The organism is Acetobacter sp. P1H12_c, assembly GCF_018811975.1.
Classification (GTDB): Bacteria; Pseudomonadota; Alphaproteobacteria; order Acetobacterales; family Acetobacteraceae; genus Acetobacter; species Acetobacter persici.
In genome coordinates, this window is record NZ_JACRVR010000018.1 from 31,960 (window position 1) to 58,698 (window position 26,739).

The following is a 26,739-nucleotide window of genomic DNA, read 5'->3' on the forward strand; positions in this document are numbered from 1 at the left end:
GGTCAGTTCCCGCTGCTGCCGAACATCGACACCGTGCCCGGCACATAGGCGTCATGCTGGGAAAAATGCTGATACTGGGCTTCACTTTCTGCTTCCGTCGCCGCATCGCGCGCCTGTTGCAGGGCTGTGGCGCGGCCGTTGGCGGCGAGTTCGGCCTGAATGTCGGATAACTGACGGGATTGCAGGGCCAGAATCTGGTTTCCAGCCTGCGCCGCCTGCAACGCCCCGGTCGATGTCTGGCTGGCCGAAACCAGTTGCGTCATGGCTGAACTGTCGCTGGGGATGTTTCCTACCACCCGAGCCTGAAGTTTCAGCGCGTCCTCAAACCCACCGACGGAATTCTGCCACCGCGTTTGCGCCTGGCTGAACAGGGCGCTGTCGGACATGCCAGACGAGATTGAGGTGTACGCCTGCTGGTATTGCTGCTCGACGGACTGGACGCTGTAGGCAATATTCTGCGCCTGCGCGAGGAGTGCCGTGGTCTGGGAAATCGTTGATTGCAACGATGACAATGTCGAAAGCGGTAGGCTCGCCAGATTGCGACCCTGATTGACCAGCATCTGCGCCTGATTGGCGAGAGACGTGATCTGATTGTCGATCTGCTGGAGGGTCCGTGCCGCAATGAGAACATTCTGGACATGGTTGGCTCCATCATACACAGCCCACTGGGCATGGGCCGGATGCAAGGGAGAGAACGCCCCGCCGACAGCCAGCATTGCAGAAGTGAGAAGGACACCTGGGCGGAAATGTTTTTCGCTCGCACGACCGAAAAATTCAGTCCAGAACGGTAAAGATTTTTCCGTCATGGCACGCCCTCCGGTCCACGATCGTCGCGCAACAGATCTGCCGCCCATGACACGCCACGCGCGTCAAACCACGCAGGGAGAAAACCGTCCCGCCCGTGTTCCACCAAAACCGCATCAATCAGTCTGTGGTCGTCCTTGCCGGATGCGGCGCACAGGGCGAGTGCGACAGGCCCGAGCCCCAGTTCAAACAGGCGGTTTCCCCGCTGGGTCTGGCAGTAATAGTCCCGCTTGGACGCCGCACGCGCGATAATCGCGATCTGCCGGTCATTCAGACCGAAATTACGATAGAGCGCCATGATCTGCGGCTCGATCGCCCGCTCGTTGGGCAGGAAAATCCGCGTGGGGCTGCTTTCCACCACCGCCGGGGCGATCGGCGAATTGGCAATATCCGACAGGGACTGTGTGGCGAAGATAACGCTGGCGTTCTTCTTGCGCAGGGTTTTCAGCCATTCCCGGAGTTGACCGGCGAAGTTCCCGTCATCCAGCACCAGCCAGCCCTCATCGATGACCAGCAGCGTCGGACGGCCATCCAGACGGCCCTCGATGCGGTGAAACAGATAGGACAGCACGGAAGACGCCGCGCCGGAGCCGATCAGGCCCTCTGTCTCGAACACCACCACATCGGCATCTCCCAGCCGCTCGGCATCGGCATCAAGCAGGCGGCCATAGGGTCCGCCGAGACAGTAGGGCGCCAGGGCCTGCTTCAGGGCATTAGACTGAAGCAACGCCACCAGACCTGAAAGAGTCCGTTCATGGCTGGGCGATGACGCCAGGGAGTTCAGAGCCGACCAGAGGTGAGACTTCACCTCCGGAGTGAGCGTTACGCTTTCACCGGCAAGGATCTGCCCCAGCCATTCACTGGCCCATTTGCGTTCCTCAGGATCATCAATCCGCGCCAGCGGCTGCAGGACAATCCCGAGAATATTCACCTCACTTGTCGACAGGTTTTCACCCAGATCGTGCCAATCGCCTCCCATTGCCAGCGTCGCGGCCCGCATCGACCCGCCGAAATCAAAGGCAAAAATCTGCGATCCCGCATAGCGACGGAACTGGAGCGCCATGAGCGCCAGCAGCACGGATTTACCTTCCCCGGTCGGTCCTACGACCAGCGTATGACCCACATCGCCGACATGCAGGGAAAACCGGAACGGTGTGGCACCCGCCGTCCTGCCGTAGAAAAGCGGCGCTGCCCTGAAATGCCCATCCTGTTCCGGCCCGGCCCACACGGCAGAAAGCGGAATCATATGCGCCAGATTCAGGGTCGAGACCGGGGGCTGACGCACATTGGCGTAGACATGGCCGGGCAGGCTCCCCAGCCAGGCTTCCACGGCGTTGAGGCTTTCCGTCATGCAGGTGAAATCGCGACCCTGGATGATCTTTTCGACCAGACGCAATTTTTCCGCCGCGATACTGGCGCTGCCGTCCCAGACCGTGACCGTGGCTGTGATGTAAGCCTGCCCGACATCATCCGCGCCCAGCGACTGGAGCGCGAGATCGGCATCGGCCGCCTTGTTGGCGGCGTCATTATCCACCAGCACCGAGGCCTCGTTGGTCATGACTTCCCGGACAATGGCCGCGATGCTCTTGCGCTTTGCGAACCACTGCCGACGGATCTTGGTCAGCACCTTCGTCGCATCCGTCTTGTCCAGCAGGATGGCACGGGTGGACCAGCGATAGGGCATGGCCAGACGGTTCAGGTCATCCAGAATTCCGGGGAAGGTGCGGCTCGGGAAACCCGTGATGGTCAGGGTTTTCAGATACGCATCGCCGAGTTTCGGCTCCAGACCGCCCGAGAGCGGCTGGTCCACCAGCAGCGCATCCAGATGCATGGGAATTTCCGGCACGCGCACGCGCTGGTTCCGCGTCGAGATCGTGGAGTGCAGATAGGTCAGCGTCTCCCCGTCATCCAGCCATGCCGCTTCGGGCATGAACCCATCCAGTAGGGCCAGAAGCCGGTCGGAGCGATCGGTGAAGGAATTCAATATGCTATGCGGGTCCGGCCCATCGTGCTCCCGGCCCTCATAGAGAAATCGTTCAGCACGGCCTGATGATTCCGCAGGCGGCAGCCAGACCAGGGTCAGGAAATACCGGCTCTCGAAATGCGCGCCCTCATCCTCGAACTGCTCCTGGCGTTCCAGATCAACCATATGCGAAGCGGCATCCGGGAAGTCGCTGTCGGGATACACTGTCGCCGGGACGCGTTGCGCCTCCACGAACACCGCCCAGCCGGAGCCAAGGCGACGCAGGGCATTGTTCAGCCGTCCTGTCACACCCACCAGTTCGGCGGGTGTCGCACTGTCCAGATCGGGGCCGCGTATCTTTGCCGTGCGCTGGAAGGAACCGTCCTTGTTCAGGACCACGCCCTTTTCGACCAGCGCGGCCCAGGGCAGGAAATCAGACAGCAGGGAATTCCGGTTGCGATATTCGCCAAGGGACATCATCGCCCTGCCCTCCCTATGCCCGCAGCCAGGCGGGATAACGGAGATGCCGCCGCCCCACTTCGATGAAGAACGGATCACGCTTCGCGCCCCAGACGGCGAGCCCGTGACCCACGATCCAGAATGCGGCTCCGATCAGCCACAGCCGTAAACCGAGGGCGATCGCCGCCGCCAGCGTGCCGTTGGCGATGGCGACGGCACGGGGTGCCCCACCCAGCAGGATCGGGTCGGTCAGCGAGCGATGCACCGGGACATGAAAGCCCGGCACCGCGTCATCGTCATATCCCGCCATCAGATCAGTGCTCCGCCCGAGAAGCTGAAGAACGAGAGGAAGAAGCTGGACGCTGCAAAAGCGATGCTGAGTCCAAAGACAATCTGGATCAGACGGCGGAACCCGCCGGATGTTTCCCCGAAGGCCAGCGTCAGACCGGTCACGGTAATGATGATGACCGAGATGATCTTGGCGACCGGCCCCTGCACGGATTCCAGAATCTCGTTCAGGGGCGTTTCCCACGGCATGCTGGATCCCGATGCCCAGGCCGATGACGCAAAAGCAAGTGACAGCAGCATGGATGTTCCGAACACGCGAAGATCCGGCACATGCCGGTCAGGACGTGCGACAGCGCACACGATGGCGCGCAGACGTGAAGGCGGCATCATGATGATTCTCCATTGTCAGAACTGGATGTTTCTGGAGACGAGAGGCTGACCGGGCGGATGCGATAGGCGCCCGTCACGGGATCGAGGCCGTCGATTTGCGCCAGTTCGGACAGACGGCGTGCCGTGCCGCGTCCGGACAGCACGGCGATGACGTCGATGGTTTCGGCGATCATGGCGCGTGGCACTGTGACCACGGCTTCCTGGATCAGCTGTTCCAGACGATACAGGGCAGCGAGCACCGATCCGGCATGCAGCGTGCCGATACCGCCCGGATGGCCGGTGCCCCATGCCTTGACCAGATCAAGGGCTTCGGCCCCACGCACCTCGCCAATCGGGATACGGTCGGGGCGCAGACGGAGACCGGACCGGACAAGGTCTGACAACGTAATGACACCCTCACGGGTCCGCAGGGCGATGAGATTGGACGCCGTGCATTGCAGTTCGCGCGTATCCTCGATCAGCACGACGCGATCGCCGGTTTTGGCCACCTCGGCCAACAGGGCGTTGACCAGCGTCGTCTTGCCCGTGCTTGTGCCGCCAGCGACGAGGATGTTCTTCCGCTCGGCGACAGCACGGCGCAGAAATACCGCCTGCCCCACCGTCATGATTCCGGCGGCGACATAATCGTCGAGGGTGAACACGGCCACGGCGGGCTTGCGGATGGCGAAACTCGGGGCGGTCACAACGGGCGGGAGCAATCCCTCGAACCGCTCCCCGGTCGGGAGTTCCGCCGAGACACGCGGGGAACTGTCATGCACCTCCGCCCCGACATGGTGCGCGACCAGGCGTACGATGCGCTCGGCATCGGCCGGTGTGATGGTTTCGCCAGTGTTGGCCATGCCCTCGGACAGCCGATCGATCCACAGCCGCCCATCGGGGTTGAGCATCACCTCGACCACAGCCGGGTCGGCAAGGTGCCCCGCAATCGCCGGTCCCATCGCTGTGCGCAGCATGGAAATCCCACGCTGTCGGGCACCACTCTCAATCGGTGTAACTGCCATGGGAATCCCCGTTTTTACGGATCATCCGGCCTGCCCGGACGACGACGGGGATTATTAGAAGGGAGCGGATTTAGACGCTGGCAACAAGGATTTCGGGTAATGCGGTAAAAGCGTATGTGATTGGGAGCATTCAGGCGGGATCGGTGCCCGACGGATCCTGTCGTGCCGCGACATCGCGCTGACGGTCGCGCAGGAATCGATCCCCCGTCGCCAGCCGACGTTCCAGCGCGGTCAGGAAGCCTTCGAACCGTTCAAGCCCCATGGCGCGGGCTGATGCCCGCGCGTTCTCCGGGAGTGGTGGCGTGCTGGTCAGCCAGAACCGGACGAACAGGCTTACCGTCTCCGCCAGGATCGAAAGATCTTCCTCCAGTCCGGCCATCTGGCGTGACAGCCGGTCGAGGCGGCGCGAGGTCGCGGCCTCCTGCCTCTCAGTGGCATCGTCCGTCAGGAACGACAGCACCGCCGTCTCCACCAGGGCGGACTTTGAAATATCCCGCCGCACGGCACGGGCCTCGAGCTGCTTATGGATATCGGGATCGAAATAGACGTTCAGGCGTCGGCTGCGCTTGTGCATGGTCAGTTTCCTCCCAGTTCCAGACCGTCATTCCGATCCATGCCGGCCTGACGGATGATATTCCCCTGTCGCCGCAACTCCGCCGCGCGCTGCACCTCGGCCTCGGGATCGCTGTCGGGAATTTCGAACTCGGCGGCCGGGTCAGGCCGCTCGGGCGCGATATCCTCATGCTCTGGCAATTCCGGCTCACGGCGGACGCCACTGTTGGCGTCGTCGGTATCTTCGGCATTGGATCCGGCCTCCGGGGGCGACGACACACCCGGCGTGTCCCTTGCGACCACCCGTGCAGACCACACATCGATTGCGGGATCCCCGTCCCGCACCAACGCTGCCAGATCGGGGGGCGGCAGGATGCGCGTGGTAAAGCGACGATCCTGATAATAACGGACCTTCAGGGCGCGGATCGGCGGGCAGCCCGATAGCATGACCAGTTCCTCATGGTCGGGTAACTGCTGGACCTCGCCCACGGTCAGAAGCGGCCTGGCGGTTTCCTGCCGGGAAACCATGAGATGCCCCAGCCAGGGCGACAGGCGATGCCCGGCATAATTCGTGGAATCCCGCTGCTCCGTTGCCGTGCCCAGAGCATCCGACACCCGTCTGGCAGTCCGTTCGTCATTGGTCGCGAAGCTGACCCGGACCTGGCAATTGTCCAGAATACTGTTGTTCGGCCCGTATGCCTTCTCGATCTGGTTGAGCGACTGGGCGATCAGGAAGGCCCGGATCCGGTACCCCGCCATGAACGCCAGGGCACTTTCGAAGAAATCCAGTCGCCCGAAAGCCGGAAATTCATCAAGCATGAGAAGCAGGTTGCGCCGGGTGGCCGCCGCCTCCAGATCTTCCGTCAGACGGCGTCCAATCTGGTTGAGCATCAGCCGGATCAGCGGCTTGGTGCGGCTGATGTCCGAGGGCGGCACGACGAAATAAAGCGAAACCGGCTGTACCGAGGAAACGAGATCCTCAATCCGCCAGTCACATCTTCTGGTAACCGTGGCCACCACCGGGTCACGATAGAGCCCGAGAAACGACATGGCGGTGGAGAGCACGCCGGAGCGTTCATTGTCCGATTTATTGAGTAGTTCCCGCGCGGCGGAGGCCACGACGGGATGTGGCCCTCTCTCCCCCAGATGGTTTGTCCGCATCATGGCGGACAGGGTCGTCTCGATCGACCGCTTCGGGTCGGAGAGGAATTTCGCCACACCGGCGAGCGTCTTGTCGGCTTCGGCATAAAGTACGTGCAGGATCGCGCCGACCAGCAGGGCGTGCGAGGTTTTCTCCCAATGGTTGCGCCGTTCCAGAGCACCATCCGGGTCCACCAGGATATCGGCAATGTTCTGCACGTCGCGGACTTCGTATTCGCCCAGACGGACCTCCAGCAGAGGATTGTAGGCGGCCGATGCCGGATTGGTCGGGTCGAACAGCAGCACGCGCCCGAAGGTCGCGCGAAATCCCGCCGTAAGCTGCCAGTTCTCACCCTTGATATCGTGGATGATGGCCGAACCGGACCAGGTCAGCAGGGTCGGAATGACCAGCCCCACTCCTTTGCCGGAGCGGGTGGGCGCAAAGCACAACACGTGCTCGGGACCGTCATGCCGGAGATAGACCCGGCGGTATTTACCCAGAACGACCCCGCTCTCGCCCAGCAATCCCGCTGTGCGGATATCGCGGGAAGTGGCCCAGCGGGCCGAACCATAGGTTTCGACCCGACGCCTTGCCCGCGCCCGCCAGATCGACAGGGCGAAGGCCACGAGGACGGCCAGAACAACGCCCGCCACACCAATCCGCGCGCCATGCACGAAAATGCCGGGCGCATAGGCGTCGAATTCATACCACCACCAAAAGAAGAGCGGCGGCGCATACACAGGCCAGCGATGCCCGAGCATGAACCAGGGCGCCCCAAGCTCGGGCTGGAACCCGAGACGCCAGGCCGTCCACTCGGTTGCGGCCCACCAGAACAGCGACATGATTGTGAAGACCAGGATCACCTGGCCCCAGGCCACACGGGACGCGGACATGAAGACCTCCGTGACAGGATGATGATCCGTCCGTCAGGAGGAATAACCACGCGCGAGGCAAGGTAATTCAGGAGCCGTGCGGCAATCGGCGGTCTTTGTGTAAGAAATCGGATGGAGCGTTCAATGCGGCGTCTTGCCGCCGGGAACGGTCAGGAGCTGGCGATAGCCGGTGTCACGCATCCAGCGCGCCCGCGCCATATGCGAGTCCCAGCATCGCCGCGCGCCGTCCCTGTCGGCTGCCGGGTCGCGACCGAGTACGATCCGCGCCACCTCGTGCCAGTCCGCGCCTGCTTCCTCGGCATCGAGGAGGCGGAGATAGGTGACATGATGAAGATGGTCATACGCCGTCAGCAGCGGACAGTCCGGCGCCTCATCGGCTGGAACGGCTCTGTTCTCGGGTTGAGACGTCATGATCCTGCCCTTTCCTTCAGGTCCACAGATCATATCCTGAAATGGGATAATCCCGATACGGGATTATTGGGACGGTTCCTCAGTTTCAACTGGAACCGCACCCTATGCCGAAATCGCTGCGCTCTCCGCGACAGCACCGTCTCATGGAATTGCTGATCGCAGCAAGGCGCGGCGAGGGACTGACCCAGGCCACACTGGCGGAGCGGCTCGGCAAGCCCCAGTCTTACGTTGCAAAATACGAGACCGGCGAGCGTCGGATCGACGTGATCGAATTCCTCGACATCACGACCGCCATCGGACTCGATGCCGCTGACATTCTTGCCAGCCTTATGGAAGATCACTGAATCGGTTTGGCCCCATTCGGTCACTGTTCCGAAGCATCGTCCCCATCGGGATCTCGCAGCCACCCCGGAATGTCCTGATGGGCATGCAGGACACGCCAGACATCCAGATGGTCCTCGCACTCAACATAGAAAACCACGAACGGCCAGTTCCGGAGAGTGAGTGCGCGGAGCCCCGGAAGATCAAGTTCATACCCACAACGCGGCGAGCCGATGCCGGGATACTGCCCGATCAGGCTCATCGCCTCTTCGAGCGCCCCGACAAACCGGTCGGCCACAGCACCTCCGGCTTTCCCGACATAATCGTCAATGATCCGATCAATATCCCGCTCGGCCTGCTCGCGCAGCACCGCGCGTCTGGTCGTCATGATGATCAGACGCCGCGCACACGCGATCGCAGGCGCTCGAAATATGGGGCATCCGCCGTGGAGCCCGGTGCGGACTGGCCTCCTTCAAGCAACAGGCCCCGCAGACGCTGTCTGTCCTGATCCTTGCGGATCAGTTCACGCACATACTCGCTGCTGGTGCCAAACCCACGACCGGCAACCTGCTGGTCAACGAAGCTTTTCAGGGCTTCTGGTAGAGAGATGTTCATGGTGCTCATGCGAGGAGGATAGTCGTGTATGGCAAAAATTGGCAATATGATTCATGCCTGTCCCGCATCACAATCCCAGCCCCCGCTGCCGCCCGAGGTGCCAGTCCATGGCGCCCCCGCGCATGACGCCGGTGATCTCCTGGCCGATCCGGTTCTCGATGACAGGCTTCCAGGGCACCAGCACGAACTCCTGGGCGTTTTCGACCAGCGCGTAGGTTCCGCTCGCCAGCCGGACCTTCTCCTTCAGCGTGCCACGCATTTTCTCCCCGTCCGCCATGGTGCGGTAGGACGTGCCATGTGAGGCCGCCAGATCACCGCCAACACGGTCCAGTTCCCGCCGTTCCTGCGTCGCCAGCAGGCCCTTGCGGTAGCGGACGTCCCCCTCCCTGTCGCGCCAGGCGTCGCCCCGTTCGATCAGCACATCCTGACGCTGTTTCCGGGCCTCGATCACCTGATGACCGAACCCGGCATCGACCAGATTCGACCTGCCGCGCGAGACCAGCCCCCGATCCAGCCATGTCGCACCATCCGCCGTGATCTGGGCCTCGAGATCGATATTGGACAGGACGCGCGCGGACATCTGTTTCGCGCGGCTCGTATCATACGCCGCAGCCCGTTCCAGATAGTCGCCAGGGATCTGCCACCGCCCATCCTCGATCCGCTCGACAATTCCGGCGCGCCGCAGGGCCTCCAGGCGACGCACATGGGAGGCGACATAGGCGTCGGCATCGCCTCCGGGAATACGTGGCATGAAACGTGCCTGCGCAAGATGCGCGTCCGCGCGATAGACACCGTCACGGCCTGCGACCGACACGATTTCCCGGTCGGCGGGACGGGGGCCTGTGACCTCCGGGCCGACTGCGACAATGCTCCCGTTTCGCACCCCGTCCAGGGAAACCGGGTCAATCCCGGCGACATGATGGGTGCGCCCGTCCACCCCGTCGATGACCAGCCCAATCTGCTCGCCCAGCTCATCGGAGAGATGACGGTCAAGGATCCGCCCCTCCACCGTGTCGCGTGAAGCCGCGCCATGGAAGACGAACAGGCCGGGATCCGGCGCTCGCCCCTGCTCGTGCATCGCCCGGTTCATGGCGCGGATGATGTCGCCCCGCTCCCCGAGTTCGCGCAGCGTTTTCTCCGTCTCCGGCGCGAGCGTCCACACACCAGGCTCGGTCTGGCTGGCGAGGCCCATCCGCTCCAGTTTCACAAGCCGCCGTTGCCGCAGGACATGATCACCGCCCTGCTCGCCACGCATGTCGATCGGACCATCTTCCGCCAACGCCAGCAACTGCCGGTCGATCCGCGTGAAGCGGTCCTGCCCGACCATGCTCTCCAGCTTGCGGCGTTGTTCCAGCGCCGTCTCCGGACCCAGCTCCAGCGTCACCAGTTCGGTCGCCCGTTCGCGCACCCCCTGAGTGATGTAATCACTGGCGATGACCAAATCCTCACCATGGTCGTCATGGCCATGGATGACGATATGGACGTGAGGATGACCCGTGTTGAAATGATTGACAGCGACCCAGTCGAGCTTCGTGCCGAGATCCGCCTCCACCTGCGTCATCAGGTCACGCGTGAAAGCGGTCAGATCCTGCATCTGCTCAGCGTCCTCCGGCGAGACAATAAAACGAAACTGATGCCGGTCGTCCTGCCCGCGTTCGAGGAAGGCGTCGCCGTCGGCGCGATCGGTCTCCGGCCCGTAAAGCTGCCCGCGCTGACCATCGCGGGACGTGCCGTCACGCTGGATGTAATTGAGGTGAGCGCGCGCCCTGCCATCACGGCCGGGCGCACGGATCATACGCGACTTCAAGATAACGCGGCGACTGCCCGCCTTCGCATGAGTCCAGCCCGCGATCTGCCGCGCCCGCACGAAGGACGCGCCACGTCCTTTCCGGACGCCGGATCGCCCGCTGCGACGTGGGGCGGTACCCCGGGAACCACCGGGCGCATTCGTCCCAGACCCGCCGTGAGTTCGGAGCGAGCGGGACGCCCCCGACCGCCGCATGGTGGCGCGCATCCGCGAGAGAAAACTCCGGTTTTTTTCACCCCTCCTGTCACGGATGCGACCGGGCCGGACACGAAACCGCGTGTCATCGTCAGACGACATAGCCAGCACCGCAAATCACCGCCGTTTCCCGCACAGTGCCGTGGGGGATGACGGAAGACTGCCTGTTTCCGGAAAACCGGCGCACTCCACGCGAAAAATCGACAGTGCTGCAAAGCGGGACGCCAACCCCATGTGCAGACAGAGAAAACCGCAGGTTCGGGCCGGACGGAGTGCCGCGCCCTTTAATCTTGCCGTGCCTCCCTACCCCTCTTCCCTTGCCTGATCTCATGGTTTCATGACCTCTGCCCGCACATCGCCCTCCTGCTCTGGCGCAGAGCGAGCGACGAAAAAATCGGCACGCCGCGAACCATCCCGCATCGGAAGAAATTCGGCCGGAAAGGGATGGAGTTGGACGGCATTTTTCTCCATGGAAACCGGGATCGGCCGGACGGAGTTCGGGACCGTTTTCCCTGCCGCGATGAAGAGCGATCCGGCACGCCAGTCGGCCACGATTTTCGGCAGGACTCCAGCGGTGGAAACGATCGGGTCTCCAATCAAAGTCCGGACCTGCGCGACATAGGAAACCGTCTCGGCGGGCAACGGTCGGCCGCTCGCCAGATGGTCGTCATAACGACCGGGACCAGCGTTATAGGCGGCAAGGAAGCCTGCATCGCCATAACGGTCGTGCAGCCATCGCAGATAAGCTGCACCTGCCGCGATATTGTCATGTGGGTCGAAGGGATCGACCCCCAGATTGAGCGTGCGCCGGACATCCTTCCATGTGCCGGGCATGAGCTGCATCAGCCCCATCGCACCGGCGCCGGAAACCGCATGTGGATCGCCAGCGCTTTCAGCATGAAGGACGGCCCTCACCCACGTTGCCGGGATCGCATTCTGCTCCGCTGCCTGACGCACGAGATCGTCGAAATCCTGAGCGTAGACCGGAACGGGCGAAAGCGGCAGCGCGAGCACGGCCAGCATGCTGCCGGGCAGGAAATGCCGGCGCCTCATTCCCGACCTCCCGGACGCTTCGCGGGCCTGTTCCACACCAGTTGCCACTCACGCCCACCGCGTCCCGCCTGGAACAGCGTAGCGCGGATTGGCTGCATGAAAGTGGGATCGTCCAGAAGCACGGAAACATACTCGCCGGCACGTTCCCCAGTGCGTTTCCATCCTGCGCCCAGCTCGGGGCCAGTATCCCCGTCACCCAGGTGGATACGATAATCCGGCGCATGCTCCGCGCCATTGTTTTCCGCTGGCACGAAGGTCAGTTCGGCGTCCAGCGACAGGGTGCGCAGACGCCCGGCAAATCCATCGGCGGTGCGGGTGAAAAATCCGATCTGGCTCATGGGAAAAATCCTTTCGGGAGTATGAAAATTCAATGGCTGGCAACTATCATTGGATGGGTAGCTCGCCCCGTTTCACAGGCATCATGGGCGGTGCCAGAAGCGGTCGCTCCCGGACCGGAGCGCCGAGTTCCGGGAGCGGATCAAAATGCGGCGCAGGTGGCTCGGCCTCGCCTGTGCGAACATGAATCGGCACGGCGCGACCGATGACGGTGTCCATCGGCAGGACACCGAAATACCGTCCGTCCAGACTGGTCGGCACGGCGGCGTTCATGACGAACACCTGCCCCGGTTCGAGGCGTTGGCAGCCCTGCCAGACCGGCAGCTTCCGACCCCGATGATCGACGGTCTTCGCATTACCGACAGACTTGCCGTCGATCGTGACGTGGATGCCGATGCGGCAGACACTCTGGCCCGCCAGCGCTGCCACAGGCTTGAGCAGCGGCACGCCGAACGGCAGGTAGCCGCGTGTCGCCAGCAGCGTCGCCTCGCGCTCGGGAAGACGGAGCGCAACGATGTCACCGACACGGACCGGCACGGTGGGCTGGATGCGATACAGCCCGACAGGAACGCTGGCCGTCTCGTTCCAGACCCAGCGCGGCGTCGGATGAAACGCCAGCGAAGCACCCACACCGAGCACGGCGAAATACGTGGTGAAGAACCAGGCGCGCCGGGTCATGACACAGCCCTCCGACGCAACCATCCTTCATGCCGTTCGCGCGTGTAGGGACGCGGCTCCTGCGCTGCCGTGAGCCGGTGATGCAGATGCCGCCAGTGATCGGGACAGGCAGCCGCAGGATCAATTCCCAGCGCCTCCACGCCGTCGATCGCCTCCAGCACGCGCCGCACCTTCGGCCAGCCGCTCTGGCGCAGCAGGCTCTCGCCACCAGGGCGCACGAAGGGCACGGTCTGGCAGGCTTCCTGAGCCCCGACCGCGCGCACGATGTCGATGCAGGACACCACGGTGCCAAAATCGTTCGCGGCCCAGCGGATGAACGCGAACACGCTGCCCGGCGTGAAGCTCATCAGCCTGCGCCGGCGATCGAGAATGCGATCCTCAACGGGACGACCGAATCGGACCCAATGTTCGATGCGCTTCTCGATCCAGGTCAGTTCGACCGTGGTGAGAACATCGCCCTGCGATCGGAAAGAGCGGGCGGTCATGGGACACCGACCATGCGATCCGCGACCGCTTCCCGAGCCTTTTTTCCATGTCCCGACCGACCTATCGGGAAGGTGTCTGAAAGACCGAAATTCCCTACATAATAAGTTATTATATTAGTTATATAAGTTACGGGTCCATTTTCTCCTTTTGAATCAGATGCTTCGACGGGTTTTTGCACCTGTAGCAACGGTAATTCCGCACCTGCACCAACGGTATAATCCGCATCTGCAGCAACGGTAGGATCCACATGGTTTTCCCCAGGCACTGTGGATCGACCCGTTGGAACAATGCGCAGGACTCCCGGTTTTCCGCCTGAAATGAGCTGAAAATCGTATCCTGGAATACTCTGGCGGCGCACGATGGTGCCGATATCGATCATGAAATTGCGCAACGGGGTGAGACTGCCGGAACGGGCATGAAGCTCCGCCACATTGAACGTCCACCCGGTCTTCTGCCGACCGGCATGGCGGCGCGCCAGCCGGTAAAGCCAGCGTTCCAGACCACCGGTCAGCCGGAAGTAGGCGGGGTCGAGGGTGAGGACGCGGGAGCAGTCGCAAACACCTTCCATGAACCAGATCGGTAGGGTCAGCGACACACCCTCCGATCTGGAAATTCCCAGGTCGCTGATCCAGGCGAAGGATTGCGCCGGCCAGTCAGGAGGGGTGCGTAGGCTGGTGGCGACCCGCGTGGTCTCCAGACGCACCAGGGCACCGCGAAGACGGCGGTACTGGTGCGCACCGTCTGCCCAGCCAAGATCGTGGAACAATTGCCAGGGCGTGAAACGGACATGGCGTGATACCCAGCGGCCATGATTGAGAGCCTCGACAATCTGGCCTGCGAGCCAGAGCAACACGTCGGCATCCCAGATTGTGGCCATACCTTCGTCCGCCGATGCCCGGACGATCACTTTGATCTGTCGGGACCGGTAACGGATCGGCTCAAAGCGCGGGCGTCTCGCCAGTGCGAAGAATGGTCGGCCCATCAGATCGCGCTGGTCACGCGGGCTCGCCGGTCCGCTGACCACGAAGCGACGGTCTGGCTCCCGCCAGCTTTCATCGGTGGCCATCACAGGCTCTCCCGTTCTTCGGGGGTCAGTGGGCGCGCCGGAAAGACACGGCTCGACGTCGTTTCCGACGGTGAATGGCGCGCGCCCCCGGCGGTCCAGGCCATCATGTCCTCGACGGAATACAGAACCCGCCCGCCGACTTTCCGGTAGAGCGGCCCCGTGCCATAGGTGCGGTGTTTTTCGAGCGTGCGGAGCGAGATACCCAGAAACCGGGCCGCCTCACGAACACGCATCAGGCGTGGTGCGATCGCCATGACCATGTCTCCCTTCAATGCAACACCCGGCGGAGAGCGGGGTGTATGGAGGGACGCTGGTGGATAATCGGCGGCTCAGGGAATGGACGTTTTTATCGACGACAAAAGCGTCCACGAAACGAAACAGGAACCAGTCCTTTTTACCACCCGAACACCGCCGTTTGCCGCACACCTTCGAAAATACGTTTCGGCAAAACAGCTTTTTGTGCTTCGCTGTGATCAGGGAGTCGTCATGGGAATCAGAGGCAAAACAATGCGGACGGATGCGGCCCTCCACTCACCTGCGGCGCGACAATGGATAGCCCATGAGATCGCGGTAACCACCATCAATCAGCCGGTCCGCCAGATTCTTGAGACGACGGAACCGCCCGCGCCCGGAAATATCCGGCCAGTCATAGGCGCGCACCGTCGGTTCACCGAGAAGATGATCGGCGATCACCCTTTCGCTGACGCCCATGGCAAGAGCGTCTTTGACACGAAGGGCGAGAATGTGGCGCGCGATGGACTGCGCCGACATCCTGTGCCAGGGACCGGGATCCGGGAAACCCGCGAGCACCCGCCAGAAGCGGATTGTCTCGTGAGCCCGCAACGGCGTGAAGCTGTCATAGGTCAGTTCGAAAACATAATGGTGCGGCCCCGGCCATTGGTGTTCCATCCAGAGTTGCCAGGTCACGCCAGCACAGACACAACAGATGTAGATTCCATCGTGTGTTTCGACGAAACGCACATCGGACAGCGCCTGGAGATCGAGACGGCGTGGGGTCAGCGTCTGAGCTGGCGGCAATGGCCGGATGACCAGGATCGTCGGCAGGGCCAGACGCGACCAGAGCGCGGTCAGCGCACTGAAGCGCTGATCAGGATCGGCGGCGAAATCGCGGACCCCAGCGGCGGGCGAATTCCGCCTGGGCGGGATCGTCGGGAGAGAGGTCCGCGCAGGCGCGCTGTTCGTCGCGATAGCGACGATTGCGCCGAAGATATTCCCAGCCGAGTTCCGCCGGGATCGCGTTGCGCAGATACTCGTACCGCGCCTGGTCGTGCCAGTGTGCTCCGGGCATGGCGCCCTCCCTCGTTTGTCTGAGAACGGGTGGCGACGCCTGCCCGGACGTTCAGTATCCACGGCGCGTCATCCAGTGAGAAGACGGCAATTGGAGATCATATGATCGCGCAACATGAACGGCATTGATGCCATCGCGTAACCCGTGAGCAGGAACCCTTCCCGGCTGAGCTGGGAAGGGCCAGTGTGGGGTGGTCAGTCCCCGTTGCGCGGGCGCTGACGGCTCCAGACCAGGTTGTAGGCACCACCTTCCTCTTCGAAGAGGCTGGCAAAGATCGGACCGGGAAGGGTCGGATCGTCCAGCTTCACGCTGAGATATTCGCGCCAGTCCGTGGTGTGTTTGATCCAGGCCGCCCCGGCTTCGAGTTTGCCGATCTGGACCCGGAAGTTTGGAACATTGTCGCTGGCCCGGTTGGCTTCGGGCACGAAGCGGATACCCCGGATTTTCTGTGTCAGGGTGACGATTTCGCCTTCGTACCCCTCGCCGACCTTTTTAAATGAACCGATGATCATTGTCCTGTCTCCTGGCTTTTATCGGGCCGCGACCACCGTGGCCTCGATGGCCATCGACAGCCCGGAGACGACCGGCGGCGCACCCGAAGGGCCGGAGCAACGCGGAGGACGGCGGCACGGAACTTTCTTGTTCCGCGCGGAATGGGCGCAGCACAGGGGAAGAAAGTTCCGTGACGCCGTTGCGCCAGAGCCGGGCGAGGCGAAGCCGGTTTTCGGGCAGATCGGCCATATCGAGAGGCCATGGTGTGCGGCGCCGTCAGCCCTGTGGAGAAACAGGTCAGTCAGTCGTGTTCCATGACAGGGGCGTGGGTTGTCAGGAGATATCCGTTTCCAGCATACAGGTCGTATCGTATCCGCCGCCGGGATAACCCACTGGCTGGCACCATGTTCCCTGCCCTTCCAGATCAGGAGACTGAAGCTGACGCCGGGGCGCCAGTCACGCCGACAGCACGACATGCGTTTTCTGCACCGAATCTGGCCGACGCTTCGCGCCAGTCGGGTCTGTGCTGAGCATCTCGCTCAGAAGGAAAGGTGCTGCCCGATCCTGAACCCTGATCCGCCCGCGCAACGAGGACTGACCGCCCCACGCTGACCTTTTGGACCTGGCCGAAACTGTGATTCTGCCACCGGGAACTTACGCAGGCTGGATGGCGCAGAGCCGTGTCCATGCCGCTCCACCGACGCACAACGCCCCGAACGTCGCGAAAAGGTAGGCCGGAATAGTGCTCATAGCTCCCATGCCACAGAAACCCAGCGTCATGCCAAACCCGGCCAGTGCGGCCGGGAGGGCGAGCAGGAACGACACCAATGTCCGAAGCGCGGGATCGCGCGAGAACGCCAGGATCGCCTGACCGGACGCCAGCACCATGACTCCGGCGGCGATGCCCGTGAGGATGGCATGGGCACCGGACAGCACATCATGATCATAGAGCAGAGTGCAAACCATCGCCGCCACGAACAGCGGTGCGGCATAGACCGCACAGAGAAACAGCAGCCAGCATAGAAAGCCGATACTGGCGAAGCCAAGGACAATACCAAGACCGAGCAGCATGGATCGCGTCCTTTCCACGAGGAGGAACACCACACACATGCCGCGACGATTCAGGAATATCCACGAAATAGAATTGGGTTTTCTGGATCTGTTTTCACGATTTCGACAGCGCGCGGAGCGCGCCGGATCATGACCGAGGCGCCCCCTGTTGGCGCCTTCCGCTCGCGCCGTGGACGCGGCGCGTTGTCCCGGCAACGTTGGGGCCACGGCACCAGGGACGTGCCTTTCCCGGTCAAACCATCCGCGAGCCGGCCATGCCGGCGAGCGCCGCATGCGCCGGTCCATCGGGACCGGCACGATTTTCTGGCCGTTGGGTAGGGTGACGAAAGAAAGGGGCGGCTTACGCCGCCGCCCTCCCCGTCCCGTGCCAGGCCAGCCGACGGGTTGCCGTGGCCGCGTGGTCCGGGTCCAGTTCCATCCCCAGCCAGTCGCGGCCAAGATGTTGCGCCGCCACCAGCGATGACCCCGAACCCGCGAACGGGTCCAGAACCAGCCCACCCACCGGGCAGAAGGTTTCCACCAGGGGAAGGAGTGCCGCCACCGGCTTTTGCGTCGGATGCAGCTTGTTGCCGCTATAGGGCATGTCGATCACGTCCGGAATGGGGCTTGCCGGAGGTGTCACGTTCCCCTTGGCCAGCAGGTAGGCGCTCTCGTGTTCATACCGAAGAAACCGGGAAGAGGACGAATACGACTTGCGAAAGACAATATGCCCAACCATGCGGAACCCCGCCGCCTTCCAGGCATCGGCAAACAGGTCGATGCGGTTCCAGCCATAGAACGAAACGGCAAACCCGCCCCATTTCAGGACACGGTGCATCTGGTTGAAGGCGGGTCGGAGCCAGCGGGAATTATCGTCGTTGCGGACCCTTCGCCCGTCCCTGCCCTGATAGTTCACCAGGTAAGGCGGGTCGGTCAGAATGAAGTCCACCGCATTGCGAGGAAGTGCGCGCATAAGCTGCACGCTGTCGCCGTTGAGAATGGTGTTGCGGAAATCGGTCGCCGTGGTGGTGTTGCCGGTCATGGCCTTTGCCCTTTGTTCCGCGAGGAACAGCCCCCGCTGTTCCTCTGCCTCGCGGCGAGCAGCGGGGTAGCAACGGCAAGGGCGACCGATGGGGAGGGGTATCGCCCGGTCTGCACGGAGCGCAGCGCAGGAAGATCGGGGAAACCCCATCGGGCGGCGTCAGCGCGCTGACGCGCACCCTTTCCGGCGCGAGGGCGGAGCCATTAGCTTTTTCCTCTTTTTCATGGCAACGGCATTTGATTGCGTCCCCTGTGTCACTGTTATAATCTGCATTCATGGCCCGCACTCCTTCTACAAAACCTGCCACCCGCAAATCCGCAGCATCCGCGAAAGTCGGCACGACCGTCACGAAAGAAAATCTGGCAGCCCTTGGTGCGGATCGGCTTGCAGACCTTCTGGTCGAACTGTCGGAACAGGATGCCGTGCTCACCCGGAAGCTGCGCATGGCGCTAACTGCCATTCATGCGAAAGACAAACTCGGCAAGGAGATCGAAAAGAGGCTGCGAACGATCCAGCGTTCCCGTGGCTTCCTGCCCTGGGACCGGATCAAACCCCTTGCGGCCGAACTCGATGCCTTGCGGCGCTCCATTCTCAACGATGTTGCAACGACGGATGTCGGACAGGCCATTTCCGCGATGCGTCTTCTCGTGGAACTTGCTCCTTCCGTCTATGAGCGCTCTGACGACAGTTCCGGTTACCTGTCAGATGTGTTTCGCGAAGCGACCTCTGACCTCGGCTCCCTCTGGGGACGACAGGCTGGCCGGGATCCGGCTGTCACAGTCAGGGATCTGCTCACGCTTCTCGATAACGACGGGTATGGCACGTGTGACCACCTGATCGCATCATGCGGCGAGGCACTGGGGGCTGCTGGCGCGGCCATACTCAGAAGCACGCTTCTTGCACGATTGCACGACCTTCCCGCCTCAAAGGTGAAGGGAGACTATCGTACCGACATCGGGCGCATGCAGACCCTCGGTCACCTGAAGGATCTGGCCGACGCGATGGATGACGTCGATGCCTATATCGAAGCAGTCAACCTGAGTGAACGTCAATCCGCCTCTATCGGCGATGTTGCACGCCGCCTTCTGGACAAGGGACGCGCCCAAGAGGCGCTCGAATGGCTGGACCGGGAGACCGATGAGACGTCCCGGTTTCGCTGGGAAAACGACGATCTGCGGATTGAAGCCTGTGAGGCTGTGGAAGACCGCAACCAGGCCCAGTCCCTGCGATGGAAAGTCTTTCAGGAACGCCTGAGCCTGCCGCACTGGCGGGCATACCAACGCCATCTCAGCGATTACGATGCGATTGATGCTGAAGAGCTGGCACTCAATCACATCCGTAATTTCCCGGTCAGGGGCGTAGCCCTTTCCACTCTTCTTGAATGGCCAGCGCTCGATGCCGCTGCCCGTCTCGTGCGGGAGCATACAACAGAGTTGGACGGGCGTGATTACGGGACACTCCGTCCGGCTGCCGATCGTCTGTCTGAATCATATCCCAACGAGGCGACACTTCTTTACCGTCTGCTGGTCGAGGCCGTGCTGGATAAGGCGCTTTCCCGTTACTATCCCTACGCCGCCAAGGATCTCGCCTCCTGTCGACTGCTTGCACCAATGCTGACAGCGCCAAACGGCATGGAAACCCACGAAGCCTTTATGATCCGCTTGAAAGCGCAGCATAAGCGCAAGCTGGGATTCTGGACGCTGATCGGTGAATAGTTAAAGACCGCAATGGGGGGGAACCGGCTGGTCCGCTTTACAGAACAAAAGCTTCGAGGGCGGACATCTTCGGCAACTCTGGCGCGGTTCAATCTGCCGCCCATGCGCCTGTCTAATGCTCATTCAGAATCTCGATGATCTGATCCTGCGTGAAATGTAATCTCACCATTGCCTGTCTCCGGTTGGACAGACCTTACGCAAAAACGAGGGCAGTCCAGGGACTGGGTCAAGCAGGCTTTCTGCTCCGTCAATCTCCGATCGGAAAGAGATACGCATCGCAGAATGCCGTGTCGCTCTTGGACACGACAAAAGTGCAATCTTCGCACTTGTCATCGGCTGGGTGCCACTGCACTCCGTGCTCCCTGTATGGAGCAACCAGAGGTGCCTTTCTGGTTGCCATTATGGCCGGAGAGAGTGGTCGAAAAATCCTTTTGCGCAGTAGCTCGGCTTCAACGCCATGCTTGCGCGAGAGCCTCAGCACAACCTCATCTACCGGGACTACGAGATTTCTTTGCAAGGCAGCGATGATTCCATCAAAGAGAATTTTCACACATTTGGCGGGATTTTTGGGCGGGGTCGGGCAGGATAGAGCTACGTGGATGCCAAACCGTCCGGGTAGCAAGCCGGTCGAGAGAAGCTCACCGTTGACTGCTGCCCACCAGATATCGAAGACGCTGCGAAAGCCAGGATATGCAAAACGCAGGTGAACCATCGCGTTCGCGGGTGGCGTAGGCGTATCGATTAGCATGTATCGCAAGGTATGACTGAAGGCCGTATCTTCGCGATTAGATCTGTCGCGTCGCGCCCTGATGCCGTTGATGGCACATTTGTTGAAGGAGGCCGTCTCGATGTTGTAAATAACTACGTTCTCAACATCGAAATAACCTTCGACGTTCGAAGAGTAGACGCCTTCGATGATCTGATCGCCACGAGGTCTGATCATTTGCAGCGCTCCCCTAAGCGCCTTGCGAGCCTCGTCCATAACGGTGTGTCTTGAGGAATGGGGCATCCGCATTTTGCTGCGGAGCGTCACATGGTCAGAGCCGCTTTCGAGAGCCCATATTTTTAAGCTGTCATGATCATTCAACTGGCTATCTTCCGCCTTCGGTGTGAGCCGCCCCGATATTGACGGAGACCAATCTTCGCGCGGCATGTTGCTACATCCTCTACTGAGAAAAATTATACCGCGTTCTGACGTCTGAAAAAGGCGTATCCCGCTTGTCTGCCTCATATTCCTTGAGCAGATAGGCCGCGCAGGGGGGGGGAAAGCGGACCGTCAGGTATCGGATGACTAAGCTGCGAAAGTTACCCTTCCTTCATCAATGAACATCGGTGGCAAATTACTTCAGTCTAAGAGAAGGCCATGAGGGCCTCCGTATGACGGCTGCGATATTCGGACCGGTTGGCTAAGCTTCCACACACTGACTATGATGCGGCAATACAAAGTGGGGAAAACATGGCACGGACGATTGAAGCATATGCGACATATCATCGTAAGAAAGAACTGCTGACTGACCACCTGCAAGTAGCAACAGCGGGACTGTCTTTACTGAAACGGAACATTCAAACCTCCAATGCGCCGGTATTGCTTGGGTCATTAGTAGACGCTTGCTCGGTTGACCATTGGGGGAAAGGAAAACACTACAAGAATGCCGATGAAAAGGTCGATTTTGCCTTGGCGAGTCTAGCGGAACAAGGTATCATCCAACACGTCGCAGCCTTCGACCTTTTTACCCGCAATCTCGTACAAGATATTGTGCGGTTTTCGTCGCGTGCCCGCGCTACGCTCCCCCACTGCAACCACGATCATCAGCTTCTACGACTTAGCCCCGCCCATCGATGGGTCAGCAATCATTGCTGCCATGATCTTTCGGGCAAGTTGGACACGCTGTCAAAACGCCTAGACGAGTTGAAACTTTGGCTCGGATGGAGACCTAGCGCAAAACTGGCTGTGACTTTACCTTTGTTTGATTTGATACGCAGCATCAGGAACCGGATTGCCCACGACGACGGGATGATCGGCTCTGACCTTCAGAAACTTGCAGCCAGTGAAGAGGTAAAGACAGCATTTGCTATGTTCCGTGCTGAATACGCGAAACGCGACCTCCCGGTTCTTCCTGCGTTCAAGCGAGGCCAGCGCCTAAACATGAAGACCGTACATGCCATTCTTTTCGGTGCGTTCTTATACGAAATCGCCAAAGAGCTTAATGTCCATGCCACAACGCTTCTCAACGACGAGGAGTATATCGATATGGCCTTCTATTACAGCTGTGTCGTCGAGGAGCACCCATTTCGCACGCGACGCCACAGATCGGCCGCCAACCGCATTGCCTACTTTCTCGCTGAACGATACTGGCGCGATAGAGTAGCCCCTGGAACATCCGCAATAAGAAACCGGCTTGATGGTGAGGCGCTGGTTGATATTACACAGCCCGAGTTCAACACTTCTTACTGGAAAGTCGCTCTATCACGACACCAAGAGCTTTTATAGCGATCTGCATGCTCCCTTTGCATCGTGACTCCGATCAGTTCCGCTGCGGGCCTCAAAAAGAAAAATTATAGAACAAAAGTAAAGATTTCCGACCAGAAGGTTATTCGTCTTGGAGACAACACGGAACTCGCGGATGTGCTGGAAGGTGGCAGCTATCGCAAGCACATGCTGGAGATCCTTGCGGCGTTTGGAAAAATCCCGAAAAACAGTCATGCACAAACTGGCGCGGTTGGGTATACGCCCCTGGGCTGTGCCGAAGGGAGGGTTTTATCTCTGGTGCAGGCTGCTGGATGGGCAGGATTCAACAGACATCGCGTTAAGAAGCATGGCTGATAAAATCATTCATGCTCCGGGCAAGGTCTTCAGCGTAAGCCAGTCTGCGTCTCCCTTCATGCGCTTCAATATTACGCAATGTGAGGACGAAAGGGTTTTTCGTTCTCTAGGAATGATGCTCACAGAGAGACCGCCGAACACTTTAACGCACAACGAAGGCTAACTGAAATCGGGATGACAAATATCCACTTTTCGGTTCGTATCTCAGTGTTTCGAATGTCTTGAATAAGGACGGCTCCCACCTATCCGCGCAGTTTCCGTCGAACTGACTGGGGGGGGCTGCGGGGCAACCGACAGTCCGCTTTCGGCCGCCTCAGCGATTAATGGGGTAGACAAACAAACCGCTAGGCTACAGGCTCAAGGAAAAAATCGTTCTCTCGAATTTTCGATAACCGCTTGGTGGTCTTTGTTGGATGGCAGATTTATTCGTTTCGTACGCATGGACATCACCGGCTCATCGTGAGTGGGTGCGATTGCTCGCGAGCCAGCTTCATCTTCTCGGTTATGACGTGAAGATCGACGAACAGGTAGATTATGGATCTAGCCTTACTGGCTTCATGCAAGAGGTAACAAGTGCAACCCACGTCTTGCTGATCGTCGATGAAAACTATGTTCTGCGTGCAGATACGATGCCGGATTCTGGCGTCGGGATTGAAAACATGTGGATCAGTGGCGCATTTAACAACAAACCGCCAACTTGGTTGTCGCTCGTGTTTGTGCAAAACTCGTCATTCAAGGTTCCAGCGTGGCTCAAAAGCCATTCTCCCAAGGGTTTCGATTTCAATTCAACGCCGGAGAAAAATGTATTCCCAGGATCGGTGCAGATTGATGAGATATGGCGTTGGGTTGAGGGACTGCCCGCCTCGAAAGATCATGCCACCTCTCTGGCCATGGTCCGCAAACGCGCAGCGCGTATCGAGCGTATCGACGCCGAACGTGATCCGGCCAATTATGCCAGCCCTGCTCTCAAAGGTCGCGTCACCTTCGAATACAAAAAAAACGGTTATTACAAAATTGGCAATGGTGAATACGAGTTCAAGGTCACTTTCAGTAACTGCTCAGGAAATAGCGTTTACATTTACACTGACAGCGGCCTTAAAGCGATTGGCCTAATAACAGCTTCCAATTACGACCCCCTCTCCGTCGAAAAATTTCTCACGCTCTCGCGAACTGCGACTCCGATTGTTGGGCAAAGCGTTGTCTGCATGAATGGTCATGGGGCACTTTGTGTCCTTACCATTGACGAGGTGCAACCGGAGGTAAACGCTTCGAACTTTGTGCCTCCGCACGTCACATTCTCATATGAAGTGCTGACCGCCGACTGAAAAACAGAGGGCAGGAAGTGGGGCCTGCTTATGGTTGTTCATGTCGAACGTCCGCTTTTGGCCGGCCGGTTCGTGGAACTGAATGTCCCATTAGAGGCGAAAGCGGTCGCGCGCTGCGCATACCGGTTTCGCCTTCATCTGAACGCTCATGGCAGCAGGATCCATTAAAACTGGAACCATTACCGACCGCGACGTATCACTACATCTCCCCATTGATGTTGATCATCCATCCTATTACTTACACAAATACCGCCGATGACCGCATAGGATGATTTTGTTCTTTTCCATGACGCATAACCCTGTCCAATGGCTCCAGTATCGTCTGGAGAAACCGTCATGGACGCACGAAACAGACAGGCGCGGATCGAGATCATTCTTCCCGACGACGAGGCAGCCGCACCTTATGTGACCGATGCCTGCGTGCTCCGCCTGGCGCGGCTCATCGGTCGCCAGATGGCTCGCGAGGATCATGAGCGTCAGAAGCGCCGCCGACGCCACACCCGCCATCCAGCAGGGTCTGCCCGAAAAACGTGATGGCGACGCCAACGAATTGACTACCACCCAGCGGGTGGAAGCAGGGTAAGCTCTGACACCCTCTCTTTTTGGAAGATGATGCCCGGAGTCCTGCCATGGTCCGTGTCGCGCTCTATGCCCGCTATTCCTCCGATAATCAGCGGGCCGCCTCAATCGAAGATCAGTTCCGCATCTGCCGCGAGCACGCCAAACGCGAAAAATGGAAGGTCGCCAGCGCTTATAAAGACGCAGGCATCTCCGGTTCCAGCATGATCCTGCGGCCCGGCATCCAGACCCTCCTGCAGGACGCGCAACGCGGCGAATTCACTGTCGCGCTGGCCGAAGCCTTGGATCGCATCAGCCGCGATCAGGCAGATGTCGCCACCCTGTTCAAGCACCTGAAGTTTGCAGGGGTCAAAATCGTTACCCTGGCCGAGGGCGAGATCAGCGAACTGCATGTCGGCCTCAAGGGCACGATGAACGCTCTGTTCCTCAAAGACCTCGCGGCCAAAACCCATCGCGGCCTGCGCGGCCGGGTTGAGGACGGAAAATCTGGTGGTGGCCTATGCTACGGCTACAAGGTCATCAAAAAGCTGGATGCCCGAGGCGATCCGATCCGGGGCGACCGTGAGATTGACGCAAACGAAGCCAATATTATCCGTCGCATCTTCAGAGACTTCGCCGCTGGCATCGGCCCGCGCGCAATCGCACGCACACTCAATGATGAAGGTATCCCTGGTCCGAACGGCAAGCTGTGGATCGACACCACGATCCGGGGGCACGTCCAGCGCGGCACAGGGATCGTCAACAACGAACTCTATATCGGCCGCCTCGTCTGGAACCGGCTCCGCTATATCAAGGATCCCTCAACCGGTAAGCGGGTGTCGCGGCTGAACCCTGAATCCGAGTGGATCATCACCGATGTGCCCGACCTGCGCATCGTGGATGATGCTCTCTGGCAGGCGGTCCGCGACCGTCAGGCAAAGATCGCCGCCCAATACGTCAACGTCATCGCGGCAGTCAGGACATCGGCCGCTAACCGGATGAACGGCATGCGCCGCCCGAAATCCCTGTTCTCGGGTATGATTTTCTGCGGCGTCTGCGGCGGCACTTACTCGCTCCGCGAAAAGGACCGTTATGCCTGCTCGAACCGGATCGCTAACCGTTCCTGCCATAACAAGGCGACGATCCTGCGCCCCGACCTTGAAGAGCGCGTGCTGGCCGGCCTCAAGCACAAACTGATGACACCCGAAGCCGCCGCTGCAGCCATGAAAGCCTATACGGAAGAGACCAACAGGCTGAACCATGAGCGCCGCTCCAACAGTGCTGGCTGGAAGGCCGAACAGGTCAAGGTGGAGAAGGGTATCCGGGGTATCGTCGAGGCCATCAAGGAAGGCATGTTTCATCCCGCCATGAAAGCGGAGATAGACGCGCTCGAAGCTCGCAAAGTCGAACTCGATGCCCTGCTCTCCTCCGAACTGGAGGATACCCTCGACATTCACCCGAATGTCGCGGCGATGTTCAAGAAGAAGGTGGAGCGTCTGACCGAGAGTCTGAACCAGCCGGAAGACCGGGCAGAGGCGTCCGAGGCTGTCCGTGCGCTGGTCGAGAAGATCGTCCTGTCGCCGGGCGACAAGCGCGGCGAGATCTTCGCGACGCTCTATGGCGAGCTTGGAACGCTGCTGAGATTCGTGAACCAGAAGGACACGAAATCAGGCAAGTCCCTGAAAGGACTTGCGAAAACATCAATGTGGGAATCGGTGGTTGCGGGGGCAGGATTTGAACCTGCGGCCTTCAGGTTATGAGCCTGACGAGCTACCGGGCTGCTCCACCCCGCGGTGGTGTTTTGTTGGGTAGACTGGAAGACCTGGCGGCGACCGACTTTCCCACGACTTAAGCCGCAGTATCATAGGCGCTGGGGGGTTTCACGGCCGAGTTCGGGATGGGATCGGGTGGATCACTCCCCGCCATGGCCACCAGGTCATCCAGTCCACCCTGAGTGGGGTGGTG

29 protein-coding genes, 1 tRNA gene and 1 rRNA gene are annotated in these 26,739 nt (G+C 60.5%); 6 read left to right on the forward strand and 25 right to left on the reverse strand.

Annotated elements, in window-relative coordinates:
* Window positions 1-2 precede the first annotated feature (2 nt).
* From trbJ to KP699_RS10270, 8 genes are all read right to left on the reverse strand, one after another.
* On the reverse strand, window positions 3-806 hold the full coding sequence (trbJ, locus tag KP699_RS10235) for a P-type conjugative transfer protein TrbJ (protein ID WP_048848466.1): 804 nt from the start codon (window positions 804-806) through the stop codon (window positions 3-5).
* On the reverse strand, window positions 803-3,247 hold the full coding sequence (trbE, locus tag KP699_RS10240) for a conjugal transfer protein TrbE (protein WP_215762531.1): 2,445 nt from the start codon (window positions 3,245-3,247) through the stop codon (window positions 803-805). The genes trbJ and trbE overlap by 4 nt, the downstream gene beginning before the upstream one ends.
* Before the next feature lie 13 nt (window positions 3,248-3,260).
* Entirely contained in the window at window positions 3,261-3,536 is a 276-nt protein-coding gene (locus KP699_RS10245; protein ID WP_010516001.1) for a VirB3 family type IV secretion system protein, read from the reverse strand.
* Window positions 3,536-3,904: a TrbC/VirB2 family protein gene (locus KP699_RS10250; protein ID WP_081434701.1), complete on the reverse strand. Its 369-nt coding sequence runs from the start codon at window positions 3,902-3,904 to the stop codon at window positions 3,536-3,538. Before KP699_RS10250 ends, KP699_RS10245 begins: the two co-directional genes overlap by 1 nt.
* Window positions 3,901-4,905: a P-type conjugative transfer ATPase TrbB gene (gene trbB, locus KP699_RS10255; RefSeq protein WP_215762532.1), complete on the reverse strand. Its 1,005-nt coding sequence runs from the start codon at window positions 4,903-4,905 to the stop codon at window positions 3,901-3,903. The genes KP699_RS10250 and trbB overlap by 4 nt, the downstream gene beginning before the upstream one ends.
* Window positions 4,906-5,035: 130 nt before the next feature.
* A complete protein-coding gene (locus tag KP699_RS10260) occupies window positions 5,036-5,479 on the reverse strand; it encodes a CopG family transcriptional regulator (RefSeq protein ID WP_215762533.1) in 444 nt (147 codons plus the stop codon).
* A gap of 2 nt (window positions 5,480-5,481) precedes the next feature.
* Window positions 5,482-7,491 carry a conjugal transfer protein TraG gene (locus tag KP699_RS10265; protein ID WP_215762534.1) on the reverse strand — a complete coding sequence of 670 codons (2,010 nt, stop codon included), beginning with the start codon at window positions 7,489-7,491 and terminating at the stop codon, window positions 5,482-5,484.
* A gap of 120 nt (window positions 7,492-7,611) precedes the next feature.
* The gene (locus KP699_RS10270; protein ID WP_256442341.1) at window positions 7,612-7,935 is read right to left on the reverse strand and encodes a DNA -binding domain-containing protein; all 324 of its coding nucleotides are present in this window, start codon (window positions 7,933-7,935) and stop codon (window positions 7,612-7,614) included.
* Window positions 7,936-8,006: 71 nt separating this feature from the next.
* On the opposite strand from KP699_RS10270, the gene KP699_RS10275 reads away from it, so the two are divergent.
* Window positions 8,007-8,246: a helix-turn-helix domain-containing protein gene (locus KP699_RS10275; RefSeq protein WP_215762536.1), complete on the forward strand. Its 240-nt coding sequence runs from the start codon at window positions 8,007-8,009 to the stop codon at window positions 8,244-8,246.
* Window positions 8,247-8,266: 20 nt separating this feature from the next.
* Here KP699_RS10275 and KP699_RS10280 read toward each other — a convergent pair whose 3' ends face one another.
* From KP699_RS10280 to KP699_RS10345, 14 genes are all read right to left on the reverse strand, one after another.
* Window positions 8,267-8,611: a type II toxin-antitoxin system RelE/ParE family toxin gene (locus tag KP699_RS10280; protein WP_215762537.1), complete on the reverse strand. Its 345-nt coding sequence runs from the start codon at window positions 8,609-8,611 to the stop codon at window positions 8,267-8,269.
* A gap of 5 nt (window positions 8,612-8,616) precedes the next feature.
* Complete coding sequence (locus tag KP699_RS10285; RefSeq protein ID WP_215762538.1) at window positions 8,617-8,838, reverse strand: type II toxin-antitoxin system ParD family antitoxin; 222 nt, start codon at window positions 8,836-8,838, stop codon at window positions 8,617-8,619.
* Window positions 8,839-8,905: 67 nt separating this feature from the next.
* Window positions 8,906-10,633, reverse strand: coding sequence for a DUF3363 domain-containing protein (locus KP699_RS10290; RefSeq protein WP_252346948.1), 1,728 nt, complete (start codon window positions 10,631-10,633; stop codon window positions 8,906-8,908).
* A gap of 534 nt (window positions 10,634-11,167) precedes the next feature.
* Window positions 11,168-11,893 (reverse strand): lytic transglycosylase domain-containing protein, encoded by a 726-nt coding sequence (locus KP699_RS10295; protein WP_252346949.1) that lies wholly within the window; start codon window positions 11,891-11,893, stop codon window positions 11,168-11,170.
* Window positions 11,890-12,231: a DUF736 domain-containing protein gene (locus KP699_RS10300; protein WP_215762540.1), complete on the reverse strand. Its 342-nt coding sequence runs from the start codon at window positions 12,229-12,231 to the stop codon at window positions 11,890-11,892. Before KP699_RS10300 ends, KP699_RS10295 begins: the two co-directional genes overlap by 4 nt.
* A 46-nt stretch (window positions 12,232-12,277) precedes the next feature.
* Window positions 12,278-12,907 (reverse strand): S26 family signal peptidase, encoded by a 630-nt coding sequence (locus tag KP699_RS10305; protein ID WP_215762541.1) that lies wholly within the window; start codon window positions 12,905-12,907, stop codon window positions 12,278-12,280.
* Window positions 12,904-13,392 carry a DUF2840 domain-containing protein gene (locus KP699_RS10310; RefSeq protein ID WP_215762542.1) on the reverse strand — a complete coding sequence of 163 codons (489 nt, stop codon included), beginning with the start codon at window positions 13,390-13,392 and terminating at the stop codon, window positions 12,904-12,906. The genes KP699_RS10305 and KP699_RS10310 overlap by 4 nt, the downstream gene beginning before the upstream one ends.
* Window positions 13,389-14,459: a replication initiator protein A gene (locus tag KP699_RS10315; RefSeq protein ID WP_215762543.1), complete on the reverse strand. Its 1,071-nt coding sequence runs from the start codon at window positions 14,457-14,459 to the stop codon at window positions 13,389-13,391. Before KP699_RS10315 ends, KP699_RS10310 begins: the two co-directional genes overlap by 4 nt.
* On the reverse strand, window positions 14,459-14,719 hold the full coding sequence (locus KP699_RS10320) for an AlpA family transcriptional regulator (RefSeq protein ID WP_215762544.1): 261 nt from the start codon (window positions 14,717-14,719) through the stop codon (window positions 14,459-14,461). The genes KP699_RS10315 and KP699_RS10320 overlap by 1 nt, the downstream gene beginning before the upstream one ends.
* A 271-nt stretch (window positions 14,720-14,990) precedes the next feature.
* Window positions 14,991-15,497 (reverse strand): DUF2285 domain-containing protein, encoded by a 507-nt coding sequence (locus KP699_RS10325; protein WP_215762545.1) that lies wholly within the window; start codon window positions 15,495-15,497, stop codon window positions 14,991-14,993.
* A gap of 70 nt (window positions 15,498-15,567) precedes the next feature.
* Window positions 15,568-15,768: a transcriptional regulator domain-containing protein gene (locus tag KP699_RS10330; RefSeq protein ID WP_144032620.1), complete on the reverse strand. Its 201-nt coding sequence runs from the start codon at window positions 15,766-15,768 to the stop codon at window positions 15,568-15,570.
* 194 nt (window positions 15,769-15,962) lie between these two features.
* Window positions 15,963-16,280 (reverse strand): DUF736 domain-containing protein, encoded by a 318-nt coding sequence (locus tag KP699_RS10335; RefSeq protein WP_025861645.1) that lies wholly within the window; start codon window positions 16,278-16,280, stop codon window positions 15,963-15,965.
* 634 nt (window positions 16,281-16,914) lie between these two features.
* Window positions 16,915-17,331, reverse strand: a complete 417-nt coding sequence (locus KP699_RS10340; protein ID WP_215762546.1) for a hypothetical protein — start codon at window positions 17,329-17,331, stop codon at window positions 16,915-16,917.
* 340 nt (window positions 17,332-17,671) lie between these two features.
* Window positions 17,672-18,352, reverse strand: a complete 681-nt coding sequence (locus KP699_RS10345) for a DNA methyltransferase (protein WP_215762547.1) — start codon at window positions 18,350-18,352, stop codon at window positions 17,672-17,674.
* A gap of 275 nt (window positions 18,353-18,627) precedes the next feature.
* On the opposite strand from KP699_RS10345, the gene KP699_RS10350 reads away from it, so the two are divergent.
* The gene (locus KP699_RS10350) at window positions 18,628-20,067 is read left to right on the forward strand and encodes a DUF6880 family protein (protein ID WP_215762548.1); all 1,440 of its coding nucleotides are present in this window, start codon (window positions 18,628-18,630) and stop codon (window positions 20,065-20,067) included.
* Window positions 20,068-20,314: 247 nt separating this feature from the next.
* On the opposite strand, the gene KP699_RS10355 is transcribed toward KP699_RS10350, so the two are convergent.
* Complete coding sequence (locus KP699_RS10355; RefSeq protein ID WP_215762549.1) at window positions 20,315-21,220, reverse strand: hypothetical protein; 906 nt, start codon at window positions 21,218-21,220, stop codon at window positions 20,315-20,317.
* 303 nt (window positions 21,221-21,523) lie between these two features.
* Here KP699_RS10355 and KP699_RS10360 point away from each other — a divergent pair, with 303 nt between their 5' ends.
* The 4 genes from KP699_RS10360 to KP699_RS10375 all read left to right on the forward strand — a co-directional run bounded on the left by KP699_RS10360 (window position 21,524) and on the right by KP699_RS10375 (window position 26,534).
* Entirely contained in the window at window positions 21,524-22,558 is a 1,035-nt protein-coding gene (locus KP699_RS10360) for a hypothetical protein (protein WP_215762550.1), read from the forward strand.
* Window positions 22,559-22,582: 24 nt separating this feature from the next.
* Complete coding sequence (locus tag KP699_RS16450; protein WP_252346950.1) at window positions 22,583-22,891, forward strand: hypothetical protein; 309 nt, start codon at window positions 22,583-22,585, stop codon at window positions 22,889-22,891.
* A 413-nt stretch (window positions 22,892-23,304) separates the two neighbouring features.
* Complete coding sequence (locus KP699_RS10370) at window positions 23,305-24,216, forward strand: toll/interleukin-1 receptor domain-containing protein (RefSeq protein WP_215762551.1); 912 nt, start codon at window positions 23,305-23,307, stop codon at window positions 24,214-24,216.
* A 629-nt stretch (window positions 24,217-24,845) separates the two neighbouring features.
* Window positions 24,846-26,534 (forward strand): recombinase family protein, encoded by a 1,689-nt coding sequence (locus KP699_RS10375; RefSeq protein WP_215762555.1) that lies wholly within the window; start codon window positions 24,846-24,848, stop codon window positions 26,532-26,534.
* Here KP699_RS10375 and KP699_RS10380 read toward each other — a convergent pair.
* Together KP699_RS10380 and rrf are read right to left on the reverse strand one after the other, a co-directional pair.
* Window positions 26,491-26,567, reverse strand: a tRNA-Met gene (locus tag KP699_RS10380). The genes KP699_RS10375 and KP699_RS10380 overlap by 44 nt on opposite strands.
* Before the next feature lie 27 nt (window positions 26,568-26,594).
* Window positions 26,595-26,710: ribosomal RNA gene (rrf, locus tag KP699_RS10385) — 5S ribosomal RNA — on the reverse strand.
* Window positions 26,711-26,739 lie beyond the last annotated feature (29 nt).